This window comes from Microbacterium songi, from assembly GCF_042747925.1.
In the GTDB taxonomy this organism is placed as follows: Bacteria; Actinomycetota; Actinomycetes; order Actinomycetales; family Microbacteriaceae; genus Microbacterium.
In genome coordinates, this window is sequence record NZ_JBHZIE010000005.1 from 17,393 (window position 1) to 38,467 (window position 21,075).

Sequence of the window (21,075 nt, forward strand, 5' to 3'; positions counted from 1 at the left end):
GCCGGGACAAGCGGGAAGTGATGTGTCAGCCGGCCAGTCGGTGGCGCAGGTCGGCGAGGCGGGCGGAAACGCTGGCGTCGATCACATCGTCGGCGATCTGCACACGCAGACCTCCGACCACCGTGGGGTCGACGACCGCATTCAGAGAAACGGTCGTGCCGTAGCGCCGAGCGAGGACACCGGCGAGACGCTCGGTCTGAGCCGCGCTCAGCGGGACCGCCGAGACGACCGTCGCGACGGTTCGCCCGCGTTGGTCCGAGACCAGATCCATCGCCCGCGTCAGCAGCTGGCGCACGCGGCGTCCGCGTGGCTGCTGAGCCAACGACGAGACGATCAGCGTCGCCGGCTCGCTGGCCCGGCTCCCGAGGAGGGTCTGGACGAGCGGACCCTTCGCGGCATCGTCGCCGAGCCGGCTCCCGAGCGCGAGCTCGAGTTCGGGGTTGGCTGCGACGACCTGCGAGAAGCGGAAGAGATCTCCCTCGACATCCGCCGCCGGGTCGGCGAGCGCGGCGGCGCGAACAGCGAGCTCCTCGATTCCGTCGATGAGGTCGGACGCCGACGACCAGCGCTGTGTCACGACGGTGGTCAGCAGTGAAACGGTGACGGGCTGGAACGGTCCGCCGAACACGGCGGACACCACGTTGGCACGGGCCTCGCCCGATGCCGACGAATCGGCGAGCGCGCCGCTCAGCTGCGGCGAGTCCCCGATGGCACGCGCCGCAGCGAAAAGCTCGCGTGCGGTGTCGATGTCGACGGTGGAGACGGCGGCCAGGGCGGTCGTCGCTGCCGCAGTGGCCTGAGTGGTCGCGCTGCCCATTACTTGGATGCTCCCTGAGCGTTCTCGGACGCTTCGAGCTCGGCGAGGAAGCGGTCCACGACCGCCTGCGCCTTCGCGTCGTCCGACAACGTCTCGCCGATCACACCGCCCGCGAGATCGAGCGCGAGGGTGCCGACCTCACTGCGCAGCGAGACGAGCGCCGACTGACGTTCGGCCTCGATCTGCGAGTGCGCAGACGCCGTGAGACGCGAAGCCTCGACGGACGCGGCGTCCTTCGCCTCAGCGACGATCTTCTTGCCGTCCTCACGGGCGGCCTCACGGATTTCTCCGGCCTCCTTGCGGGCGTCGGCCAGCTGCGCGGTGTACTCCTGCAGGGCGGCCTCGGCCTTCCGCTGGGCCTCGTCTGCTTTGGCGATGTTCCCCTCGATCGCGGCGGAGCGGGCATCCAGCAGAGCCTGCATCTTGGGCAGGACGACGCGCCAGAACACCGCGAGGATCACGATGAAGCACACGCCCGACCAGATGATGTCGTACCAAGCCGGAATCAGAGGATTCGTCGGAGTGCCAGCCTCCTCCGCGGCGATCGTGACAAGAGTGCTCAGCATCCTGTCTCCTTACGTCGAAAGCGGATCAGAAGCCGAAGATGAAGCCGGTGGCGATACCGATGAACGCCAGCGCCTCCGTGAAGGCGATACCGATGAACATCAGCACCTGGAGGCGGCCGGCCAGCTCGGGCTGGCGCGCGACGCCCTCGATCGTCTTTCCGACGACGATGCCCACACCGATGGCGGGACCGATGGCGGCCAGGCCGTAGCCGATCGTGGCGACGGAACCGGTGACCTCGGCGAGAACCGTAGTTGCATCCACGGGGTTTTTCCTTTCGTTGTGGGCGGCTGACGCCGGCCCGCTAGTGCTCTTCCGCGACCGCGAGCTGGATGTAGACCGCGGTGAGGATGGCGAAGACATACGCCTGGAGGAATGCCACCAGGAGTTCGAACAGGGTGAAGACGAATCCGAAGGCCAGGGTCCCGACCCCGAGGAGCGACCACAGGCCACCCAGCCCGAAGATGAAGAACTGCGTCGCTGCGAAGAACAGCACCAGCATCAGGTGGCCGACGATCATGTTCATCAGCAGTCGCAGGGTCAGCGTGACCGGACGGATGATGAAGGTCGAGAGGAATTCGAGCGGAATGATCAGGATGTAGAGGAACCACGGCAGCCCGGGGGGCATCAGCGAGTTCTTGAAGAAATTGCCGGGGCTCTTGCGGACACCCGCGTAGATGAAGGTGACGTACGCGACGACGGCAAGCAGGAGCGGCACGGCGATGACGCTGGTGCCGGCGATGTTCAAGAACGGGATGATGCCCGTCAGGTTCATGAACAGGATCATGAAGAACATCGTGGTGAGGATCGGCAGGAAGCGATTGCCGTCTTTGCGGCCCAGCAGATCGTGTGCGATGTTGACGCGGACGAAGTCCAGCCCCATCTCGACGATGCTCTGAAAACGACCAGGTACGACCTTCATGCGGCGGGTGCCGAGGACGAAGATGATCACGAGCACGGCCGTGGCCAGCATCTGGATCAGGTTGATGCGGGTGATCGCGAAGATCGTCCCCTCGAAGAGGAGGGCATCGGGGAAGAATTCCTCGATCGACGGCGGGTGGAACCCACCGTCATCGGTGCTGGCAAAGGGGGCGATCAGGGTCGCAGCTTGGGTGAACAGCGCTGGCTCCAGCTTCGGGGCGACGGAGGGTACCGTTGCGACGATGGTCGGTAAGCGTCAAGGCGCAAGTGCTCGCGGGGCGAACAGGCGCGTTTCTACCCTATCAAAGAAAGCCCTCTACGATTGCCCCGGATCGCCTTCCGCGGCCCGTCGATCGGAGATCGGCGCACGGTCCTCCTCGACCACCGTGGGCAGCGTGGTGTCGCTCACCGCCGGGATGCGCATGCGCATCAGGACGATCACATCGACCACGAGCGATGCCAGCACGCTCACGACGATCGCCACGAAGAAGACCGTCGGCTGCACCCATGACTGACCGCGCAGAAGCAGCAGGGCGACGATGAAGATCACGAGTTTGAGGATCCAGCCGCCGAGCACGATCCCGAAGAACACCGGAACGTACAGAGCGTCGCCGTACCACCGGTTGGCGACGAGGATGCTGGCGCCGGTGATCGCGAGGAAGATCGCGGCCACGAGCACTCCGGTCAACGCGCTGAACAGTCCCGGTGCGCCGGCGACCAGGTAGCCGATGACGCTCCCCAGGACCGCGAGCACCGCCGTGACGGCGCCGGACCACACCAGGGTCGTGCGGAGGATCGGATTGCTGGAGACGGGATTGGGGCTCATCGGGCGGGCTCCTCGGTGAGGGCAGGGCGCGCGCTGCGCCGTGCGGGCAGAAGGGTGACGACCAGGCACGCGGCGATGCCGATCAGTCCGAAACCGACACCGGCGAGATACTGGCCGGGCCAGTCCTCCCGCGTGCCGAGGTACATCAGGAGGACGGCGAGACCGACGACGGCCGTCCAGGCGTAGAAGATGAGGACTGCGTCACGATCCGAGTGACCCATGTCGAGCATCCGGTGATGAAGATGCTTGCGGTCCGGGGAGAACGGCGATTTGCCCGCGCGGAGGCGGCGGATCACGGCGAGGCCGAAGTCCAGCAGGGGCAGGAGCACGACGACGATGGGCAGCAGGATCGGGATGAAGGCACCCAGCAGCTGCGAGCGCCCGAACTGCTCCGGGTCCATCATCGCGGGGGTCAGCAGGCCGGTGACGGCGATCGCCGAACATGCCATCAGCAGTCCGAGCATCAGTGCGCCCGAGTCGCCCATGAAGAGTCGGGCCGGACTCCAGTTCATCGGGAGGAAGCCGATGCAGGCACCGATCATCGCCGCCGCCATGAACGACGCCAGGTTGAAATAGGTACTCGAGCCGATGTCGCGCACGAGCAGGTAGGAGTACGCGAAGAAGATTCCATTCGCGATGAGGCATACGCCCGCGACCAGGCCGTCGAGGCCGTCGATGAAGTTGACCGCGTTCATCACGATGACGATCGAGAACACGGTGAGGGTGAAGCTGACCCAGCCCGACCCGACGGTGAGACCGCCGATCGGCAGCGAATAGATCTGCAGCTCCCCGAACCACGCGATGATGCCGGCAGCGAGGAACTGCGCGCCGAGCTTGATCATCCAGTCGAGGTCCCAGAGGTCGTCGGCCACGCCCACGACCACGATGATGAATGTCGCGATGAGGATCGCGATGACCGTCTTCGGGTCCTCCCAGAAGATCGAGAAGTACGGGTGCTGCGACGAGACGACGAAGGCCGCCGTCACCCCCAGGAACATGGCGATGCCGCCCAGCCGCGGGGTCGGCGTCTTGTGGACATCCCGCTCGCGCACGCCGGGGTACAGCTTGTACTGCATGCTGAGCCTCCATACCGTCCACGCCAGGGCGAGGGTGATCGCCCCGGTGAGGATGACGATGAAGACGTACTGCTTCACTCGCTCGAGCTCTCAGGGTCGGGAGGCAGGTCGGGCTCGAGGAGGTCGCCCAGCACGGCGCGCAGCGACTCGCGATCGACCGCCCCATCGCGGAGCACCCGCACCAGCGGCTGCTCCGAGGCGCCGACGAGGCTCGTGGCGTCGATGATCGTGGAGGCCACTCCCCTGGTGGACATCCCGTCCGCGAGGTAGGCGGAAACGCTGTCGCCCAGCATGGTCTGCGCATCCTGCGCAGACACGGCCGCCGCCATGCCGGTGCGATTGGCACTCGAGACGGCGAGCGGACCGGTCTCCTCGAGCAGCTCCAGCACGAGCCTGTGGTCGGGCATCCGCACCGCGACCGTGCCGTGGGTGTCCCCCAGGTCCCACGAGAGGGACGGCTGGGACGGCAGCACGATCGTCAGCCCACCGGGCCAGCATGCCTCGACGAGACGCTCGATCGGCTCGGGGACCTCTGCGACCAGGGCGCGCATCGTGGTGAGACCTGCGACCAGCACCGGGGGCGGAGACTGCCGTCCGCGACCCTTCGCCTCGAGCAGACGCTGCACGGCCGGAGCATTGAAGGCATCGGCCGCGATTCCGTAGACGGTGTCGGTGGGGAGCACGACGAGCTCGCCGCGGCTGATCGCCTGTCGCGCGTGGCGCATACCTGCGAGCAGCTGCGCCTCGTCGCGACAGTCGTAGAGGGGGGACATATCGCCGCCCAGTCTAACCGCGGACGCCCGCGCAGCCTGGGAGCTGCATGCGCTGTCTCCGGCCGGGGTCAGGGGCGGACGGCGGTGGTGACCCGGTCCCGCATCGTCAGGTCGGGATGCGTCGAGGCCGCCCGCCATCCGTCGTCGGTCAGGATGTCCCGGATCGCCGGGCCCTGCCACTCGCCGTGCTCGAGCACGATCACGCCGCCCGGGTGCGCGAGGCGCAGGCCGACCGTGCTGAGGGTGCGGACCACGTCCAGCCCGTCGGTACCCCCGTACAGCGCGGCAGGCGGGTCGAACAGCCGCACTTCGGGATCGCGCGGGATCGCGGCATCCGGAACATACGGGGGGTTGGAGACGACCACCGACACGGTGCCGTCGAGCTCGGGGAACGCCTGTGCGAGGTCGATGAAGGCGAGCTGGGCGTTGTCTGCGCCCACGGCACCGAAATTCTCCTTCGTCCACACGAACGCGTCGACGGAGTTCTCCGCGGCGAACACCCGGGCGTAGGGCACTTCGGTGGCCATGGCAAGGGCGATCGCGCCGCTGCCGGTGCCGAGGTCCACGGCGATGGGCTCGGGGGATGCCGCGGCCGACAGCGCATCGATGGCGAACTGCGCCACGATCTCGGTCTCGGGACGCGGGACGAAGACGCCCGGTCCGACGCGGAGCTCGAGGTGACGGAACGGGGCGGTGCCGATCAGATGCTGCAGCGGTTCGCGCGACGCGCGACGCGCGACGAGCTCGCCGAAGTGCGCCCCCCGATCGCCGTCGAGGACGTCACCGCGGATGGCCGCTGCCTGCACCTGTCCACGGCCGACCCCGAGCACATGCGCGGCCAGCAGCTCGGCGTCGACCACGGCGTCGGAAACACCCGCGGCGGCGAGCCGATCGACGGCATCGCGAAGGGCCGCGGCGAGGGAGGTCGGAGCGGCCGGTCGGGGATCGGACGAGTGCGGGGAGGTCAGCATGGCGGCCTACAGCCTAAGCGCATCCCCGTGCTGTCGGACAACGTCACATGGGGCCATCACGCACACCCCTCGCCTAGGCTGGACCGCGCAAGAACCCGTCCCGCGAAAGGCCCTGCAATGACCGGCATCCATTCCGACATCACCACGGCGTTCGGCAACACGCCGCTCGTCCGGCTCAACCGCGTCGCGGAGGGTGTCGACGCGCAGATCCTCGCGAAACTGGAGTTCTATAACCCCGCCTCGAGCGTCAAGGACCGCCTCGGGATCGCGATCGTCAACGCGGCCGAGGAGTCGGGCGAGCTCACGCCCGGCGGCACGATCGTGGAGGCGACCAGCGGCAACACCGGGATCGCCCTCGCCATGGTCGGGGCGGCCAGGGGCTACAAGGTGATCCTCACGATGCCGGCCTCGATGTCGAAGGAACGACGACTGCTGCTCAAGGCCTTCGGCGCCGAGGTCGTGCTGACCGACCCGACGAAGGGCATGAAACAGGCGATCGCCGAGTCCGAGGAGATCGCCGCGAGGACTCCCGGAGCGATCCTCGCCAAGCAGTTCGCCAACGAGGCGAATCCGGCGATCCACCGCAAGACGACGGCCGAGGAGATCCTCCGCGACACCGACGGGAAGGTCGATTACTTCGTCGCCGGTGTCGGCACGGGCGGGACGATCACGGGAGTCGGTCAGGTGCTGAAGGAGCGCATCCCCGGCGTGCAGATCGTCGCGGTCGAGCCGAAGGACTCGCCGATCCTCACCGAGGGGCACCCCGGTCCGCACAAGATCCAGGGCATCGGGCCCAACTTCGTTCCCGAGATCCTCGACCGGAGCGTCATCGACGAGGTGATCGACGTCGAGTTCGACGACGCCATCCGCCTCGCTCGCGAGACGGCCGTCAAAGACGGCATCCTGGTGGGCATGTCCAGCGGTGCCGCGATCTGGGCGGCTCTGGAGATCGCCAAGCGACCCGAAGCCGCCGGGAAGAACATCGTCGTCATCATCCCCTCGTTCGGGGAGCGCTACCTCAGCACCGCCCTGTACGAGAACCTCCGCGAGGACTGACCCCGTGGGGCTCCGCCTCGTGATCGACCGGGCGCGCGAAGACATCGCCGCCGCCAAGCTGCGGGACCCCGCCGCCCGGTCGTCGCTCGAACTTGCTCTGCTCTACCCCGGGCTGCATGCGATCTGGGCGCACCGCGTCGACCATTGGCTCTGGACGCGTGGCCACTGCTTCGTGGCGCGCACGGGTTCGCAGCTCACGCGATGGCTGACCGGCATCGAGATCCACCCGGGCGCGGTGATCGGACGACGCTTCTTCATCGATCACGGAATGGGCGTCGTCATCGGCGAGACGGTCGAAACCGGTGACGACGTCATGCTCTACCACGGGGTGACCCTCGGCGGACGTCAGCGGGAGGGCGGAAAGCGCCACCCGACGATCGGGGACCGCGTCGCCGTGGGCGCCGGGGCGAAGGTACTCGGCCCGATCACGATCGGCAGCGATTCGGTGATCGGCGCGAACGCCGTGGTCACCCGGGATGCTCCGGCCGACAGCATCCTCGTCGGCGTGCCTGCGACGGCGCGCACACGGCGTCCCGGCGTCGACACGCGGGCCCTGCTCACCACGCCCGAGTACACGATCTGACGCCATCCGGCGAGATGTTCGTCCCCGTCGCGCCTCTCAGTCGCGGCGAGCCTCGACCCTTTTCTTGAGGAAGAGCGGCGGCAGCAGCCAGGTCGCGAGCGCCGTGACGACCCAGACGATGACGGGCGCCAGCACCCATGCCAACGGTTCTGAGATGCCGACACCCGCGTTCGGGATGACCACGACGATGAGGATCGCCACGAACGTGGAGATGATGCCGATGCCGCCGAGCAGAGCCGGGGCATGACGTCGGGTGATCTTGAAGACCCACGGAGCGAGGACGCTCTGGATCACCGCGAAGATCACGACCGCGAGGACGAAGCCCCACCAGTCCCTCCAGTCGATGTGGAAGCCCGGCAGGATGAGGTCGGCTGCGATGAGCCCTAGGGCGGCGGACACCACGAAGATGGCCGCGCGGAGCAGGAACGTGATCACGCCTCGGAGCCTAGCGCGGGGGCATCACGGACCGTGGGACGAGCACCGGCGCCCGGCGAGCGGTCGCGACACGCCGGTATCGTGCGCGGCCGAACCGCGCACGCGGCGTGTTGCGACCGTTCGCGAAACTCAAAGCGCACGAAACTCAAGCGCACGAAACTCAAGCGCGCGAAGCGCGAGCGCACGAAACTCAAGCGCACGAAGCCCGAGCGCACGAAGCCCAAGGCCGCGTAGCGCACGGAGCGCAGTGGCCGCGCGCCCTCAGGCGTCGGCGCCCAGCGCGGCCAGGCGCTCTTCCTCGTCGGCGGCGATGCAGGACTCGACGATCGGCTCGAGCGCGCCGTCCATCACCTGGTCGAGGTTGTACGCCTTATAGCCGGTGCGGTGATCGGCGATTCGGTTCTCGGGGAAGTTGTACGTGCGGATGCGCTCTGAGCGGTCCATGCCGCGGATCTGCGACTTGCGCGCGTCCGACGCGATCGCATCGCGCTCCTCCTGCTGCTTCGCCAGCAGGCGCGCGCGCAGGACGCGCATGCCCGCTTCCCGGTTCTGCAGCTGCGACTTCTCGTTCTGCATCGACACCACGATCCCGGTGGGGACGTGGGTGATGCGCACAGCGGAGTCCGTCGTGTTGACCGACTGCCCACCAGGACCTGAGGAGCGGAAAACGTCGATCTTCAGGTCGTTGGGGTTGATCGCGACCTCGTCCGGCTCATCGACCTCCGGGAAGACCAATACTCCCGTCGTCGAGGTGTGGATGCGTCCCTGCGACTCGGTCGCGGGCACACGCTGCACGCGGTGCACGCCGCCCTCGTATTTCAGGTGCGCCCAGACGCCCTGCGCGGGGTCGGCAGACGATCCCTTGATCGCGACCTGCACGTCCTTGTAGCCGCCGAGGTCGGACTCCGTGCGCTCCAGGAGCTCGGTCTTCCACCCCTTCGACGCCGCGTACTGGATGTACATGCGCAGGAGGTCTGCGGCGAAGAGCGCGCTTTCCGCCCCGCCCTCGCCGCCCTTGATCTCCATGATGACGTCGCGGGCGTCGTCGGGGTCGCGCGGGATCAGCAGCCGTCGCAGACGCTCTTCCGCGGCATCCACCTTCTCCTGCATGCCCGGCACCTCTTCGGCGAACGCGGCGTCCTCTTTGGCGAGTTCGCGCGCGGCTTCGAGATCATCGGATGCCTCGACCCAGGCCTGGTTGGCATGCACGATGCGGTTCAGCTCGGCGTAGCGCCGGTTGACCCGCTTGGCGCGCGCGGCGTCCGCGTGCACGTCGGGGTCGCTGAGTTCCTTCTCGACAGCCTTGTGCTCTTCGATCAGAGCGTTGACGGAGTCGAACACGTCGTGCTCCCTCCTCGGCCTCAGCGGATGTTGTTCTCGTGCCCGTGGGACGTGCCGCCCGCAGGCGTCGGGATCGACTTCTGCATCTGAATGAGGAACTCGACGTTGGACGAGGTCTCCTTCAGCTTGCCGAGCACGACCTCGAGAGCCTGCTGCGTGTCGAGACCCGCGAGGGCACGGCGCAGCTTCCAGGTGATCTTGACTTCGTCGTTCGAGAGCAGCATCTCCTCGCGACGCGTGGAAGACGCATTCACGTCTACCGCCGGGAAGATGCGCTTGTCGGCCAGCTGACGCGACAGTCGCAGCTCGCTGTTGCCGGTGCCCTTGAACTCCTCGAAGATGACCTCGTCCATCTTGGAACCGGTCTCGACGAGCGCGGTGGCCAGGATGGTGAGCGAGCCGCCGTTCTCGATGTTGCGTGCAGCGCCGAAGAATCGCTTCGGCGGATACAGCGCCGACGCGTCGACACCACCGCTGAGCACGCGACCGGAGGCCGGGGCGGAGATGTTGTAGGCGCGGCCGAGGCGGGTGATGGAGTCCAGCAGCACGACGACGTCACGACCGAGCTCGACGAGGCGCTTGGCGCGCTCGATCGCCAGCTCGGCGACGGTGGTGTGATCTTCTGCCGGACGGTCGAAGGTGGAGGCGATGACCTCGCCCTTGACCGTGCGCTGCATGTCGGTGACCTCTTCGGGACGCTCGTCCACGAGCACGACCATGAGGTGCACTTCGGGGTTGTTCGTCGCGATCGCGTTGGCGATCTGCTGCAGCACGATCGTCTTGCCGGCCTTGGGCGGCGCGACGATGAGGCCGCGCTGGCCCTTGCCGATGGGGGCCACCAGGTCGATGATGCGCTGTGTGAGCTTCTCGGGAGCGGTCTCGAGGCGCAGGCGATCCTGCGGGTAGAGGGGTGTCAGCTTGCCGAACTCGACGCGGGTCGCGGCATCCTCCACCGAGAGCCCGTTGACCGAATCGACCTTCACCAGCGCGTTGTACTTCTGGCGGCTGGACTGCTCGTTCTCGCGGGGCTGCTTGATCGCCCCGACGACGGCGTCGCCCTTGCGCAGGTTGTACTTCTTGACCTGACCGAGCGAGACGTAGACGTCGCTCGTGCCGGGGAGGTAACCGCTCGTGCGCACGAAGGCGTAATTGTCGAGCACGTCGAGGATGCCGGCGATCGGGATGAGCACGTCGTCATCGTTGATCTCGGTCTCGAACTCGTCGGAACCGCTCTGCCCGCGACGCTTGGTGTTGCGGGGCTGCCGGCCACGGCCGGTCGTGGTGCCCTCGTCGTCACCGTCGGAGGTCTGCTGCTGCGGTGCCGGGGTGCGGTTCTGCCCGCCCTGGGCCGGCTGCTGACCGTTCTGGCCGTCGCTCTGGGCCTGGCCGTTCTGACCGCCCTGCGCGTTGCCGGAGCGGTTGCGGTTGCGGCTGCGCGACCGGCTGCGACCGCGGCCGCCAGCGGAATCGGATGCATCATTGTCGCTCTGGTCCGTACCGTCGGCGTCGGCCGCGTCGGTGTGGGGCGCGTCCGCGGATGCCTCGGCGACAGGAGCGGCCTCGACCACGGGCGCGGCCTCGGCGACAGGAGCGGCGGAAGCTTCGGCCGCAGGTGCGTCGTCGGCGACGGGAGCATCGGGCGTGGCATCGGCGATCGAGGCGGTGTCATCCACCGCGGTGGCGGGCTCGACCGCGGCCGGCGCGCCGGCGTCGGCCGGAGCCGCGTCGGCGGCCGGAGCCACATCGGCGGCCGGAGCCGCGTCAGCGGCGGGTGCCGTCTCGGTCTCCGCGGGCGGCGCGACGTCGGAGCTCTTCGCGCGGCGCGGGGCGCGCTTGCGGGGCGCCTTGACCGGGGGTGCGACGACCTCGACCTCGGGGGCCTCCTCGATGACGGGTGCATCGGCCGCGAGCAGATCGGGGGCCGGGTCCTCGTCCGGCGTGATGACCGGTGCGGCCTGGCCGGCAGCGTCATCCGCAGCGGCCTCGACGGGAACATCGGCCGGCGTCGGGTCTGCCGCGGGCGCCTCGGGCGAGGCATCCGGAGCGGATGCGGTCTCGGCGATGTTCTCGCCGCTTTCCGTGACGTTCTCGGCGGATTCGGACGCGTCGACGCGCTCGTCCGCCTGGTTGTCAGCGGTGTGGATCTCGGAGATGGACTCCACGAGTACTCCCTTGTGAAACGAATGGATGTGCACGACCGCACACGGACCCGGGCACGACGGGTACTTGCCCACGCCACCCGTGCAGACGCCCGGATCCGTAAGCCGGATTCACGACGATCGTGCTGAGTGGGGGGTGTGCGGTGCTATTCGCAGATTGCGACGGAGGCCAGATTCACGTGCTACGTGGAACCCTCCGCGTACTCCTTCACTGTACCACCCTTGACATCGACGGCCAGCATGAGCGCCTCCCACCGTGTGTCCATGGCGGATGCCGCGACCTCGGCCGCCTCGAGACGGCGGCCGGGTCCGTCCGAGAGCACCAGCACGCTGGGGCCGGCACCGGAGACCACGGCGGCGAAACCGGCGGCCCGCAGCGCGCGGACGAGACGATCGGTCTCGGGCATCGCCTGCGCCCGGTAGTCCTGGTGGAGCTTGTCGGCGGTGGCGGCAAGGAGGAGCTCGGGACTCTGCATGAGCGCCGCGATCAGAAGGGCCGAACGGGAGACGTTGAAGACGGCGTCCTCCCGGGGCACCTGCAGCGGCTGCAGGCTGCGCGCGACGCTCGTGGACATCGTGAATTCCGGAACGAACACGAGCGGGGAGACGCCGCGGTGCACGAGCAGCTTCTTGTGCTGCGGACCGCCTTCGTCCATCCAGGCGATCGTGAGTCCACCGAACAGTGCGGGGGCGACGTTGTCGGGGTGGCCCTCGAGCTCGGTGGCCAGCCGCAGCAGCGTCTCGTCGCCGAGAACGACGTCGCCCTCGAGCAGACCCTTCGCCGCGAGGAGACCCGACACGACGGCCGCCCCGGAAGACCCGAGACCCCGCCCGTGCGGGATGACGTTGCGCGCCTCGAGGCGGACTCCGGGCATCGGCCGACCGACGGCCTCGAAGGCGTAGGCCATGGCCTTGATCACGAGGTGGGAGGCATCGCGGGGCACGTCCTGTGCGCCCTCACCGTCGACCTCCACCTCGATGCGGCCGGGCTCGAGCGCCGTGACGGTCAGTTCGTCGTACACGCTCAGCGCGAGCCCGAGGGTGTCGAAACCGGGACCGAGGTTCGCGCTCGTCGCCGGGACACGCACGGCGACGGCGCGCCCCTCCATCGGCGCGGTGGCGGCGGTGCCGCCCGTGGTCACGCCGACGTCTCCTGCGCGACCAGGCCGAGTACCGACGCCACCTCGGACGTCGCCGCGTCGACCACTGTCGGGGTGACCTGACTGCCGTCCGGGTTGCGGAGCGCCCACTGCGGGTCTTTGAGGCCGTGACCGGTCACCGTCAGGACCACCTTGGCGCCGGCGGGCACGACACCCGCCTCGACGCGATCGAGCAGTCCGGCGACGCTGATGGCGGACGCGGGCTCGACGAAGATCCCGACCTCGGAGGACAGCAGCTTCTGCGCCGCGAGGATGCGCTCGTCGTCGATCGCGCCGAACCAGCCGTCGGTCGCGTCGCGCGCTTCGAGGGCGAGCTCCCACGATGCGGGGTTGCCGATGCGGATCGCACTCGCGATGGTCTCGGGATGCCTGACGACCTCGCCGCGCACGAGCGGCGCGCTGCCCTCGGCCTGGAACCCGAACATGCGGGGGACGCGTGTGGCGACGCCGCGCTCGGCCTCCTCACGGTAGCCGCGCGAGTAGGCGGTGTAGTTGCCGGCGTTGCCGACGGGGATGAAGTGGAAGTCTGGGGCATCCCCGAGCACCTCGACCACCTCGTAGGCGGCGGTCTTCTGCCCTTCGATGCGGTCGGGGTTGACGGAGTTGACCAGATGCACCGGATAGTGATCGGCCAACTCGCGCGCGATCTCGAGGCAGTCGTCGAAGTTGCCGCGGATCTGGATGAGCTCCCCGCCGTGGGCGACGGCCTGGCTCAGCTTGCCCATCGCGATCTTGCCCTCGGGCACGAGCACCGCGGCGGTGATGCCGGCGTGCGCGGCGTACGCGGCTGCCGACGCCGATGTGTTGCCCGTCGAGGCGCAGATGACCGCCTTGGCCCCGTGCTCGACAGCGCGTGAGAGCGCGACCGTCATACCGCGGTCCTTGAACGAGCCCGTGGGGTTCATGCCCTCGAACTTGACCCACACGTCGGTGCCGGTGAGGCGCGACAGCGCGGGAGCGGGAAGCAGCGGGGTGCCGCCCTCCCCCAGCGTGACCACGGTCGAGGTGTCGGTGACGCCCAGCCGGTCGGCGTATTCGCGGAGTACTCCGCGCCAGAGGTGTGCCATGTCAGTCTCCTTCTACTCGCAGGACGGACGCGACGCGCTCGACGACGCCGCTTTCGGCGAGACGGTCCACCGTGTCGCTCAGGTCCTGCTCACGGGCTTTGTGGGTTCCGATCACCAGGCGCGCACGCGCCTCGTCGGTGACGGTCTGCTCGACGGTCGCGATGGACACGCGGCCTTCACTGAGGATGCGGGCGACCGTCGCCAGGACTCCGGGCTGATCGTCGACCTCGAGGGTGATCTGGTAGCGCGTCGTGACGCGGCCGATCGGAAGGATCGGAAGATTGGCGAGCGTGGACTCCCCCACACCCACCCCGCCGGCGATGTGTCGACGGGCCGCGGACACGACATCGCCGAGGACGGCCGATGCGGTCTGGACGCCGCCGGCGCCGGCACCGTAGAACATCAGGTTGCCCGCGGCGGCCGCCTGCACGAAGACCGCGTTGTTCGCGCCGTGCACGGTGGCCAGGGGGTGCGTCCGCGGCACGAGGGCCGGGTAGACGCGCACGGAGATCGCTTCGCCGGATGCCCCGGCATCCGCTTCGCCCTGCATGCGCTCGCACACCGCGAGCAGTTTGATGACGTACCCGCCGTGGCGTGCCGACTCGATCATGGCCGCGTCGATCTGGGTGATGCCCTCGCGGTGCACGGTGTCGAGCGGGACCGTCGTGTGGAACGCGAGGCTCGCCAGGATGGCGGCCTTCTGCGCGGCGTCGTAGCCCTCGATGTCTGCCGTGGGGTCGGCTTCGGCGTACCCGAGCGCCTGAGCTTCGGCGAGAACGTCCGCGAAGTCCGCTCCCTCGGTCTCCATCCGGTCGAGGATGTAGTTCGTGGTGCCGTTCACGATGCCCATGATGCGCTCGACACGGTCCCCGGCGAGGGAATCGCGGAGCGGACGGATGATGGGGATGGCACCGGCGGCGGCGGCCTCGTAGTAGACCTGGGCGCCGACCTGATCGGCGGCGTCGAAGATCTCGGGTCCGTGCGTCGCGAGGAGCGCCTTGTTGGCGGTGACGACGTCAGCACCGGAATTGATCGCCTGCAGGATGTAGGTGCGTGCCGGTTCGATGCCGCCCATGAGCTCGATCACGATGTCGGCCCCGACGATCAGCGACTCGGCGTCGGTCGTGAACAGCTCGCGAGGCAGGTCGACGTCGCGCGGAGCATCGAGATCGCGCACGGCGATCCCGACGATCTCGAGTGCGGCGCCGGCACGGTCGGCCAGTTCGTCTCCGTGGCGCAGCAGCAGCGAGGCGACCTGCGAGCCGACGGCTCCGGCTCCCAGCAGCGCGACGCGCAGTCTGCGGTAGTCGATCACTTCGACTCTCTCCGCTCGCTCAGTACAGGCATGCCTGCTCCTTCGTTGGATCCATGCACCCCGGCGTCGCGCGCGAGGAGATCGGCGATGCTCTCGCCGTGCACGATCACGCGTGCCTCTCCGTCGCGGACCGCGACGACGGGAGGTCGGGGCACGTAGTTGTAATTGTTCGACAGCGCGAAGCAGTAGGCACCGGTCGCCGGCACCGCGAGCAGGTCGCCGGGGGCGATGTCGGCGGGCAGATAGTCGGCGTCGACGACGATGTCGCCCGATTCGCAGTGCTTGCCGACGACCCGGGCGAGGGCGGGAGCCGCGTCGCTCGTGCGCGACGCGATCCTCGCGGAGTACTGAGCGCCGTACAGGGCCGGGCGGGCGTTGTCGCTCATGCCGCCGTCGACGCTCACGTACAGTCGCGTCAGTTCATCGGTGACCTGCACGGGCTTGGTGGTGCCGACCTCGTAGAGGGTCACCCCGGCCTGCCCGATGATCGAGCGACCGGGTTCGAAGGCGAGATCCGGAATCGGGATGCCGCGCACATCGCATTCCCGCGCGACCGCCTCGACGATGCCGGTGGCGAGCTCTTCGATCGGCGTCGGATCATCGGCTGTCGTGTAGGCGATGCCGAAGCCGCCGCCCAGGTTGAGGACGGGGATGTCCCCGCCTGCCAGCAGCTCGGCGTGCAGCTCCACGAGCCTGGAGGCAGATTCCTGGAAGCCGCTCGCACCGAAGATCTGCGATCCGATGTGGCAGTGCAGCCCGATGAAGCGGAGTCCCTCGACCTCTCTGATGCGCGCGACGGCGGCCGCAGCATCCGATCGGGGGAACCCGAACTTCTGGTCCTCGTGAGCCGTCGCGAGGAAGTCGTGCGTTTCGGCGTGCACACCGCTGTTGACCCGCACGAGGACCGACTGCGTGACGTCGGCGCGCTGCGCGATCGCGGCGAGGCGCTCGAGCTCGATCCAGCTGTCGATGACGATCGACCCGATGCCGATCTCGACGGCGCGTTCGAGCTCGGCGACCGACTTGTTGTTGCCGTGGAAGCCCAGCCGCCGAGGGTCGGCGCCCGCGGCGAGCGCGACCTGCAGCTCCCCGCCCGTGCAGACATCGACGGCGAGTCCTTCTTCGGTGACCCAGCGCACGACCTCGGTGCTGAGGAACGCCTTGCCGGCGTAGTACACGCGCGCCTGCACGTCGTGCACCGCGGTCGCCGAGCGGAAGGCATCGAGCGTGCGCCGCGCTCGCGCGCGGACGAGGTCTTCGTCGAGGACGTAGAGCGGAGTGCCGTACGCCGAGCGCAACCCTGCGACGCCCACCCCGCCGAGCACGAGCGCGCCGTCGAAGTCGCGGTGCGCGGACTCGGGCCAGATCGCCTCGGGGAGCGCGTTGACGTCGTCGGGAACCGCGAGCCACGAGGGTGCGGACGGTGGTGCGGACGGAGCGGCGGACACGCGGTGGGGCCAATCGGGAGGAAGCGACGCGGGGATCCGGGCGGGATGGGCACACGCCGGAAGCTGACTTGCAGTCTAGGGCACCCCGTTCGCGGCGCCCGTGCGACGCGTCACATGCGAGGCGGTTCAGGCGCAGGTGCCGTTGGCCTGCAGGGACGGCTCCGTGATGATCGCCCCGTCGATGTCGAGGCGCGCGACGACGGTGTCCCCCACGACGTCCACCTGCTGGAGGGCGACGCCTGCCGGGATGTACTGCGCGATGCAGACGTTCCAGTCGCGCACGACGACGTCGGCGAGCGATCCGAAGCGGTCTCGGAGGTCGCCGGCCGAGATCTCCGCGCCCCCCAGCTGCAGCGAAGCGGGGCTGAGCACGATGTCTCCGTCCGCTGCGCTCGGCGTGAGCGAGACTCCCACCGGGATGGCGATGCCGAACACCCGGAGTTCCGTCGAGACGGTGACGTCGGGCGCGGCGAGCCCGAGTGAATCCGCCGGAAAACCGTCGACGGTGGCCATCAGGGTCTGCAGCTGCCCGGTATCGAGCGTGACGGTCGCCGTGCCGCCCCCGGCCGGTGCATCGCCCCGCACGGGCACGTCGGTCGCGGTGAGTGCGATGTCGCCCGTCAAGGAGCCGAGTGCGACGTCGTCGGATGCGACGGAGACGTCGTGCAGTTCGCCGCCGATGAGCTGCGGGAGGACCGCGCCCCGGACGTCGACATCCACCCGGTGGTCGGCGGGGAGCGCGAGACGCGTGACCACCTGGTCGCGGATCGTCTTGGTGACGAGGTCGCGGGCGATCGACTCCCCCACGAACCACGCGGCGACGGCAAGCGCCGCGACGATGACCGCGGCGACGAGCCAGGGAAGGAATCTCCGACGCCGGTGCGCCGGCGGCGCCTGCACGGAAGCCGCCCGCAGTTGCGGGGCGTGCGGCCGCGGTGGCGGTGGCGGTGGCGGTGGCGGTGGCGGTGGCGGTGGCGGTGGCGGTGGCGGTGGCGGGGGCTGCGTGTCACTCATCTCACGTCTCGAATCCCACGGCCGCGGCTCACATGCGCTCGGGCGCGCTCACGCCGAGCAGGTCGAGTCCGTTGCGCAGCACCTGGCCGGTGGCGTCGTTCAGCCACAGGCGGGTGCGGTGCACCGTCTCCACCGGGGCGTCGCCCAGAGGGATGACTCGGCAGTTGTCGTACCACCGGTGGTAGAGGCCCGCCAGCTCTTCCAGGTAACGGGCGATGCGGTGGGGCTCGCGCAGTTCCGCCGCGAATGCCACAAGACGCGGGAACTCCTGCAGCGCTCCGAGGAGAGCAGATTCGGTCTCGTGGTCGAGCAGCTCGGGGGCGAACTCCGAACGGTCGACGCCCGAGCCGAGCGCATTGCGCGCGACATTATGCGTGCGGGCGTGCGCGTACTGGACGTAGAACACGGGGTTGTCATTCGTGCGCCGCTGGAGGATCTCGGGGTCGAGCGTCAGTGGTGAGTCAGCGGGGTACCGGGCGAGCGAATAGCGCAGGGCGTCGGTGCCCAGCCAGTCACGCAGGTCGTCGAGCTCGATGATGTTGCCCGCCCGCTTGCTGAGCCGGGCGCCGTTGATCGAAACGAGCTGGCCGATCAGCACTTCGATGTCCTTCTGCGGGTCATCGCCTGCCGCACCGGCGACCGCCTTGAGGCGATGCACGTAGCCGTGGTGGTCGGCGCCGAGCAGGTAGATCTTGTGCGCGTAGCCGCGATCGCCTTTGTTGAGGTAGTAGGCGGCGTCCGCGGCGAAGTAGGTGTACTCGCCGTCGGACTTGCGGATGACGCGGTCCTTGTCGTCGCCGAAGTCGGTCGTGCGCACCCAGACGGCGCCCTCCGCGTCGAACACATGGCCCTGGGCGCGCAGACGCTCGACGGCCTCGTCGACGAGGCTGGCGCCGCCGTCGGCCGGCGGCGCATGCAGCGTCCGCTCGCTGAACCAGACGTCGAAGTGCACGTTGAACTTCTCGAGCGAGCTCTGCAGATCGCCGAGCTGCAGCTGGTAGCCGGCCTCGCGCGCGAGCTCCAACCGGCTCTCGGCGTCGAGCCCGGTGATCTCGGGATGCGCGATGAGCACTCGCTGTGCGAGATCGGTGATGTACGTACCCGGGTAGCCGTCCTCGGGGGTCGGCTCGCCGAGGACCGCGGCGAGCACGGAGCGCCCGAAGCGGTTCATCTGCACGCCGGCATCGTTGATGTAGAACTCGCGGACGATCGTGGCACCGCTGGCCGCCAGCACCCGGGCGATCGCATCACCCAGCGCCGCCCACCGGGTGTGGCCGATATGCAGCGGACCCGTGGGGTTGGCGCTCACGAATTCGAGATTGATGGTGTTGCCGCGCTGCGAGGCGTTGGATCCGAAGGCGGCGCCTGCCTCGACGATGGTCCGGGCGAGAGCTCCCGCGGCCCCGGCATCCAGTCGGATGTTGATGAAACCGGGGCCTGCGACCTCGACATTCGCGATGCCGTCGACACCGCGCAGGCCCTCGGCGATCTCGGCGGCGAACTCGCGGGGGTTCGCCCCCACGTTCTTCGCCAGCTTGAGCGCGGCATTCGATGCCCAGTCGCCGTGGTCGCGGTTCTTGGGCCGATCCAGCGGGAGGTCGGCCGCGGTCAGCGCGGCGGCCGAGCCCTCGCGTCGCGCCTCGGCGAGCGGGGTGACGACGGCGAGCAGGGCGGCGGAGAGCTCTTCGGGATTCATAACCGGCTCAGTCTACTTGCGCGTCCTCGCCGTCCCCTGAGTCGGCACCGGGGCGACGGCCGCGGTCGGGGCCGGCGTCAGGCGATCTGCACGAGCGACACGAAATCGTCGTCGCCACCGGCACCCGCGTCGTCGCCGACGAGCCCGTCGTCGGTCACCGACTCGGGCATGACCCACGCGTCGACGCGCATGTGCGAAAGGCTGAGGTGTCCGCCGTGGTAGCTCAGGAAGGCGCAGTCGGCGGCATCGCGACCGGTGGCGATGCGCACGAGGGAGCGCCGGTCGGCCAGCTGAGTGGCATCGATCACGTACCACGCTCCGTCGTAGTACGCCTCGGCGACGGCGTGGAAGTCCATCGGCTGCAGTCCCGGGGCGAAGCACGCGGCGTAGCGTGCGGGCATGTCCATCGCCCGCAGCAGCGCGATCACGACGTGCGCGTAGTCGCGGCAGACGCCTTGACCGGTCATCAAGGTCGTCACCGCACTGTCGGTGCCGCCGCTCAGGCCGGGGGTGTAGGTCGTGCTCGTCGACACGAACTCGGTCACCGCGGCGATGAGCTCATGTCCGGTCAGTCCCTTGAACTGTCGTCGCGCCTGCGAGAAGACCTCATCCGACTGCGCGTATCGGCTCGGACGGAGGTAGGTGATCGCTTCGAGGTCGCTCGTGCGAGTCGTCGCCGTCACGCCCTCGACGGTCGCCTCGTAGCGCACTTCGAGACGACCGGCCTCGCCGGTCAACCGGTGCAGGCGGCTGCCGGACTGGTCGACGATCTCGGTGGGCGTGTATTCGCGATCGCCCTGCCTGAAGGTCAGGACTTCGCTCGAGAGCGGCACCGGTTGCGCGGTCGTGATGGAGAAGATGAGGTCGATGGAGGAGCTCAGTTCGAGGTCCAGTTCGGCGGTCACGACGCGTTGCACCGGGTCATCCTCGCACGCGCGAACCCGGCCCGGAAACACGGGCCGGAAACTCTGTGAGTCGGTCGTGTTTCACGGCGGATCGGGCTCCCCGGACTGTGGCGTGGCGACACCTCGCACGTGATCTACCCTCAGAGGATGTCCCCGCCCGAGCGCCCCGATCTGCGGCGTCCGCGCGGGGGGATCGTCGCCCTCGCGCTGACCGTGGCCCTGATCTGCGGCCTGGCCCTGTGGCACCCCTGGGCACGGACGCCACCGACGTCGTCGGCGAGCGCGGGAGGGACGGATGCCGCGGCATCCGCACCGGCTCCACTGGCTGTTCCCTCCGGCGCACGGGTGCTCATCTTCGGCGACTCGTGGACGTACGGGTCCGCCGCATCCGACCCGACGCTCGGGTACGCCTACATCATCGCCCGCGATCTGGAATGGGACGCCACGGTCGACGGGGTCCGCGGCAGCGGCTATCTGCAACGGGGTCTCGGCGGCGGCACGTTCGCCGAGCGCATCGCCGGGCTCGACCCCGCACTCGACCCCGACCTCGTCATCGTCGAGGGCTCGATCAACGACCGGCGACTGCCGTCGACCGGATACCGCGCCGCCGTGACTGCCGCCTGGGACGCCCTCGAGGTCCTCTATCCCGAGGCATTCATCGTCATCCTGGGCCCTGCCCCGCAGGTACTCCCGGTCGAGCCGGCCACGGCGCGGATCGACGGGGACCTCGCCGCGCTGGCCGCCGCGCGAGGTTGGTGGTACGTGTCACCGCTCGCCGAGGACTGGATCCACACCGGCAACTACGCCTCGATGATCGACACGTCTGCGATCGGCAACAACCATCCGTCGACGGAGGGCCATGCCGCCCTCGCACACCTCCTGGAGGACGCCCTGGCGGCCATGTCGCCGTCGAGTGAAGTGATCGCGGAGGCTCCGCTCGACTGACTC

General features: G+C 68.9%; 21 protein-coding genes. 3 read left to right on the forward strand and 18 right to left on the reverse strand.

The features are described 5' to 3' along the window. Nucleotides 1-25: 25 nt before the first annotated feature. The 8 genes from ACFM35_RS08195 to prmC form a co-directional block, all read right to left on the reverse strand. Nucleotides 26-817 carry a F0F1 ATP synthase subunit delta gene (locus ACFM35_RS08195; RefSeq protein ID WP_378840751.1) on the reverse strand — a complete coding sequence of 264 codons (792 nt, stop codon included), beginning with the start codon at nt 815-817 and terminating at the stop codon, nt 26-28. Then, entirely contained in the window at nt 817-1,383 is a 567-nt protein-coding gene (locus tag ACFM35_RS08200; protein WP_378840753.1) for a F0F1 ATP synthase subunit B, read from the reverse strand. Before ACFM35_RS08200 ends, ACFM35_RS08195 begins: the two co-directional genes overlap by 1 nt. A 25-nt stretch (nt 1,384-1,408) precedes the next feature. Then, nucleotides 1,409-1,645 (reverse strand): F0F1 ATP synthase subunit C, encoded by a 237-nt coding sequence (gene atpE / locus ACFM35_RS08205; protein WP_127095047.1) that lies wholly within the window; start codon nt 1,643-1,645, stop codon nt 1,409-1,411. Nucleotides 1,646-1,685: 40 nt separating this feature from the next. Beyond that, on the reverse strand, nt 1,686-2,501 hold the full coding sequence (gene atpB, locus ACFM35_RS08210; RefSeq protein ID WP_378840955.1) for a F0F1 ATP synthase subunit A: 816 nt from the start codon (nt 2,499-2,501) through the stop codon (nt 1,686-1,688). 117 nt (nt 2,502-2,618) lie between these two features. Further along, complete coding sequence (locus ACFM35_RS08215) at nt 2,619-3,128, reverse strand: Cg1360 family ATP-synthase-associated protein (protein ID WP_378840756.1); 510 nt, start codon at nt 3,126-3,128, stop codon at nt 2,619-2,621. Then, a complete protein-coding gene (locus ACFM35_RS08220) occupies nt 3,125-4,282 on the reverse strand; it encodes an MraY family glycosyltransferase (protein ID WP_378840759.1) in 1,158 nt (385 codons plus the stop codon). The genes ACFM35_RS08215 and ACFM35_RS08220 overlap by 4 nt, the downstream gene beginning before the upstream one ends. Then, on the reverse strand, nt 4,279-4,977 hold the full coding sequence (locus tag ACFM35_RS08225; RefSeq protein WP_378840762.1) for an L-threonylcarbamoyladenylate synthase: 699 nt from the start codon (nt 4,975-4,977) through the stop codon (nt 4,279-4,281). The genes ACFM35_RS08220 and ACFM35_RS08225 overlap by 4 nt, the downstream gene beginning before the upstream one ends. A 68-nt stretch (nt 4,978-5,045) precedes the next feature. Beyond that, on the reverse strand, nt 5,046-5,948 hold the full coding sequence (gene prmC, locus ACFM35_RS08230; protein WP_378840765.1) for a peptide chain release factor N(5)-glutamine methyltransferase: 903 nt from the start codon (nt 5,946-5,948) through the stop codon (nt 5,046-5,048). A gap of 117 nt (nt 5,949-6,065) precedes the next feature. On the opposite strand from prmC, the gene cysK reads away from it, so the two are divergent. Next, nucleotides 6,066-7,004, forward strand: a complete 939-nt coding sequence (gene cysK / locus ACFM35_RS08235; protein WP_378840767.1) for a cysteine synthase A — start codon at nt 6,066-6,068, stop codon at nt 7,002-7,004. Nucleotides 7,005-7,008: 4 nt separating this feature from the next. Then, nucleotides 7,009-7,587: a serine O-acetyltransferase EpsC gene (gene epsC / locus ACFM35_RS08240; RefSeq protein ID WP_378840770.1), complete on the forward strand. Its 579-nt coding sequence runs from the start codon at nt 7,009-7,011 to the stop codon at nt 7,585-7,587. Nucleotides 7,588-7,623: 36 nt separating this feature from the next. Here epsC and ACFM35_RS08245 read toward each other — a convergent pair whose 3' ends face one another. The 10 genes from ACFM35_RS08245 to ACFM35_RS08290 all read right to left on the reverse strand — a co-directional run bounded on the left by ACFM35_RS08245 (nt 7,624) and on the right by ACFM35_RS08290 (nt 20,139). Beyond that, nucleotides 7,624-8,022 carry a hypothetical protein gene (locus ACFM35_RS08245; protein ID WP_378840773.1) on the reverse strand — a complete coding sequence of 133 codons (399 nt, stop codon included), beginning with the start codon at nt 8,020-8,022 and terminating at the stop codon, nt 7,624-7,626. A 261-nt stretch (nt 8,023-8,283) separates the two neighbouring features. Further along, nucleotides 8,284-9,363, reverse strand: coding sequence for a peptide chain release factor 1 (gene prfA, locus ACFM35_RS08250; protein ID WP_378840775.1), 1,080 nt, complete (start codon nt 9,361-9,363; stop codon nt 8,284-8,286). A 20-nt stretch (nt 9,364-9,383) separates the two neighbouring features. Continuing rightward, a complete protein-coding gene (gene rho / locus ACFM35_RS08255; protein ID WP_378840777.1) occupies nt 9,384-11,525 on the reverse strand; it encodes a transcription termination factor Rho in 2,142 nt (713 codons plus the stop codon). Between the two features lie 179 nt (nt 11,526-11,704). Then, nucleotides 11,705-12,631 carry a homoserine kinase gene (thrB, locus tag ACFM35_RS08260; RefSeq protein WP_378840957.1) on the reverse strand — a complete coding sequence of 309 codons (927 nt, stop codon included), beginning with the start codon at nt 12,629-12,631 and terminating at the stop codon, nt 11,705-11,707. A 29-nt stretch (nt 12,632-12,660) separates the two neighbouring features. After that, nucleotides 12,661-13,749, reverse strand: a complete 1,089-nt coding sequence (gene thrC / locus ACFM35_RS08265) for a threonine synthase (protein WP_378840779.1) — start codon at nt 13,747-13,749, stop codon at nt 12,661-12,663. Nucleotide 13,750: 1 nt separating this feature from the next. Further along, nucleotides 13,751-15,064, reverse strand: coding sequence for a homoserine dehydrogenase (locus ACFM35_RS08270; protein ID WP_378840782.1), 1,314 nt, complete (start codon nt 15,062-15,064; stop codon nt 13,751-13,753). Continuing rightward, nucleotides 15,061-16,512 carry a diaminopimelate decarboxylase gene (gene lysA / locus ACFM35_RS08275; RefSeq protein ID WP_378840783.1) on the reverse strand — a complete coding sequence of 484 codons (1,452 nt, stop codon included), beginning with the start codon at nt 16,510-16,512 and terminating at the stop codon, nt 15,061-15,063. Before lysA ends, ACFM35_RS08270 begins: the two co-directional genes overlap by 4 nt. A 126-nt stretch (nt 16,513-16,638) precedes the next feature. Next, nucleotides 16,639-17,412 (reverse strand): LmeA family phospholipid-binding protein, encoded by a 774-nt coding sequence (locus ACFM35_RS08280; protein ID WP_378840785.1) that lies wholly within the window; start codon nt 17,410-17,412, stop codon nt 16,639-16,641. Nucleotides 17,413-17,554: 142 nt separating this feature from the next. Then, nucleotides 17,555-19,222, reverse strand: a complete 1,668-nt coding sequence (gene argS / locus ACFM35_RS08285; protein ID WP_378840786.1) for an arginine--tRNA ligase — start codon at nt 19,220-19,222, stop codon at nt 17,555-17,557. Between the two features lie 77 nt (nt 19,223-19,299). Then, a complete protein-coding gene (locus ACFM35_RS08290) occupies nt 19,300-20,139 on the reverse strand; it encodes a transglutaminase-like domain-containing protein (RefSeq protein ID WP_378840788.1) in 840 nt (279 codons plus the stop codon). Nucleotides 20,140-20,274: 135 nt separating this feature from the next. On the opposite strand from ACFM35_RS08290, the gene ACFM35_RS08295 reads away from it, so the two are divergent. Next, entirely contained in the window at nt 20,275-21,072 is a 798-nt protein-coding gene (locus ACFM35_RS08295) for an SGNH/GDSL hydrolase family protein (protein WP_378840789.1), read from the forward strand. The last annotated feature ends 3 nt before the right edge of the window (nt 21,073-21,075 follow it).

Excerpts from the sequence above, each read along its gene's own strand:
- ACFM35_RS08195 (WP_378840751.1), bottom strand. The coding sequence starts at position 817 with ATGGGCAGCGCGACCACTCAGGCCACTGCGGCAGCGACGACCGCCCTG.
- ACFM35_RS08200 (WP_378840753.1), bottom strand. The coding sequence starts at position 1,383 with ATGCTGAGCACTCTTGTCACGATCGCCGCGGAGGAGGCTGGCACTCCG.
- ACFM35_RS08215 (WP_378840756.1), bottom strand. The coding sequence starts at position 3,128 with ATGAGCCCCAATCCCGTCTCCAGCAATCCGATCCTCCGCACGACCCTG.
- ACFM35_RS08225 (WP_378840762.1), bottom strand. The coding sequence starts at position 4,977 with ATGTCCCCCCTCTACGACTGTCGCGACGAGGCGCAGCTGCTCGCAGGT.
- prmC (WP_378840765.1), bottom strand. The coding sequence starts at position 5,948 with ATGCTGACCTCCCCGCACTCGTCCGATCCCCGACCGGCCGCTCCGACC.
- cysK (WP_378840767.1), top strand. The coding sequence starts at position 6,066 with ATGACCGGCATCCATTCCGACATCACCACGGCGTTCGGCAACACGCCG.
- thrB (WP_378840957.1), bottom strand. The coding sequence starts at position 12,631 with ATGGAGGGGCGCGCCGTCGCCGTGCGTGTCCCGGCGACGAGCGCGAAC.
- thrC (WP_378840779.1), bottom strand. The coding sequence starts at position 13,749 with ATGGCACACCTCTGGCGCGGAGTACTCCGCGAATACGCCGACCGGCTG.
- argS (WP_378840786.1), bottom strand. The coding sequence starts at position 19,222 with ATGAATCCCGAAGAGCTCTCCGCCGCCCTGCTCGCCGTCGTCACCCCG.
- ACFM35_RS08295 (WP_378840789.1), top strand. The coding sequence starts at position 20,275 with ATGTCCCCGCCCGAGCGCCCCGATCTGCGGCGTCCGCGCGGGGGGATC.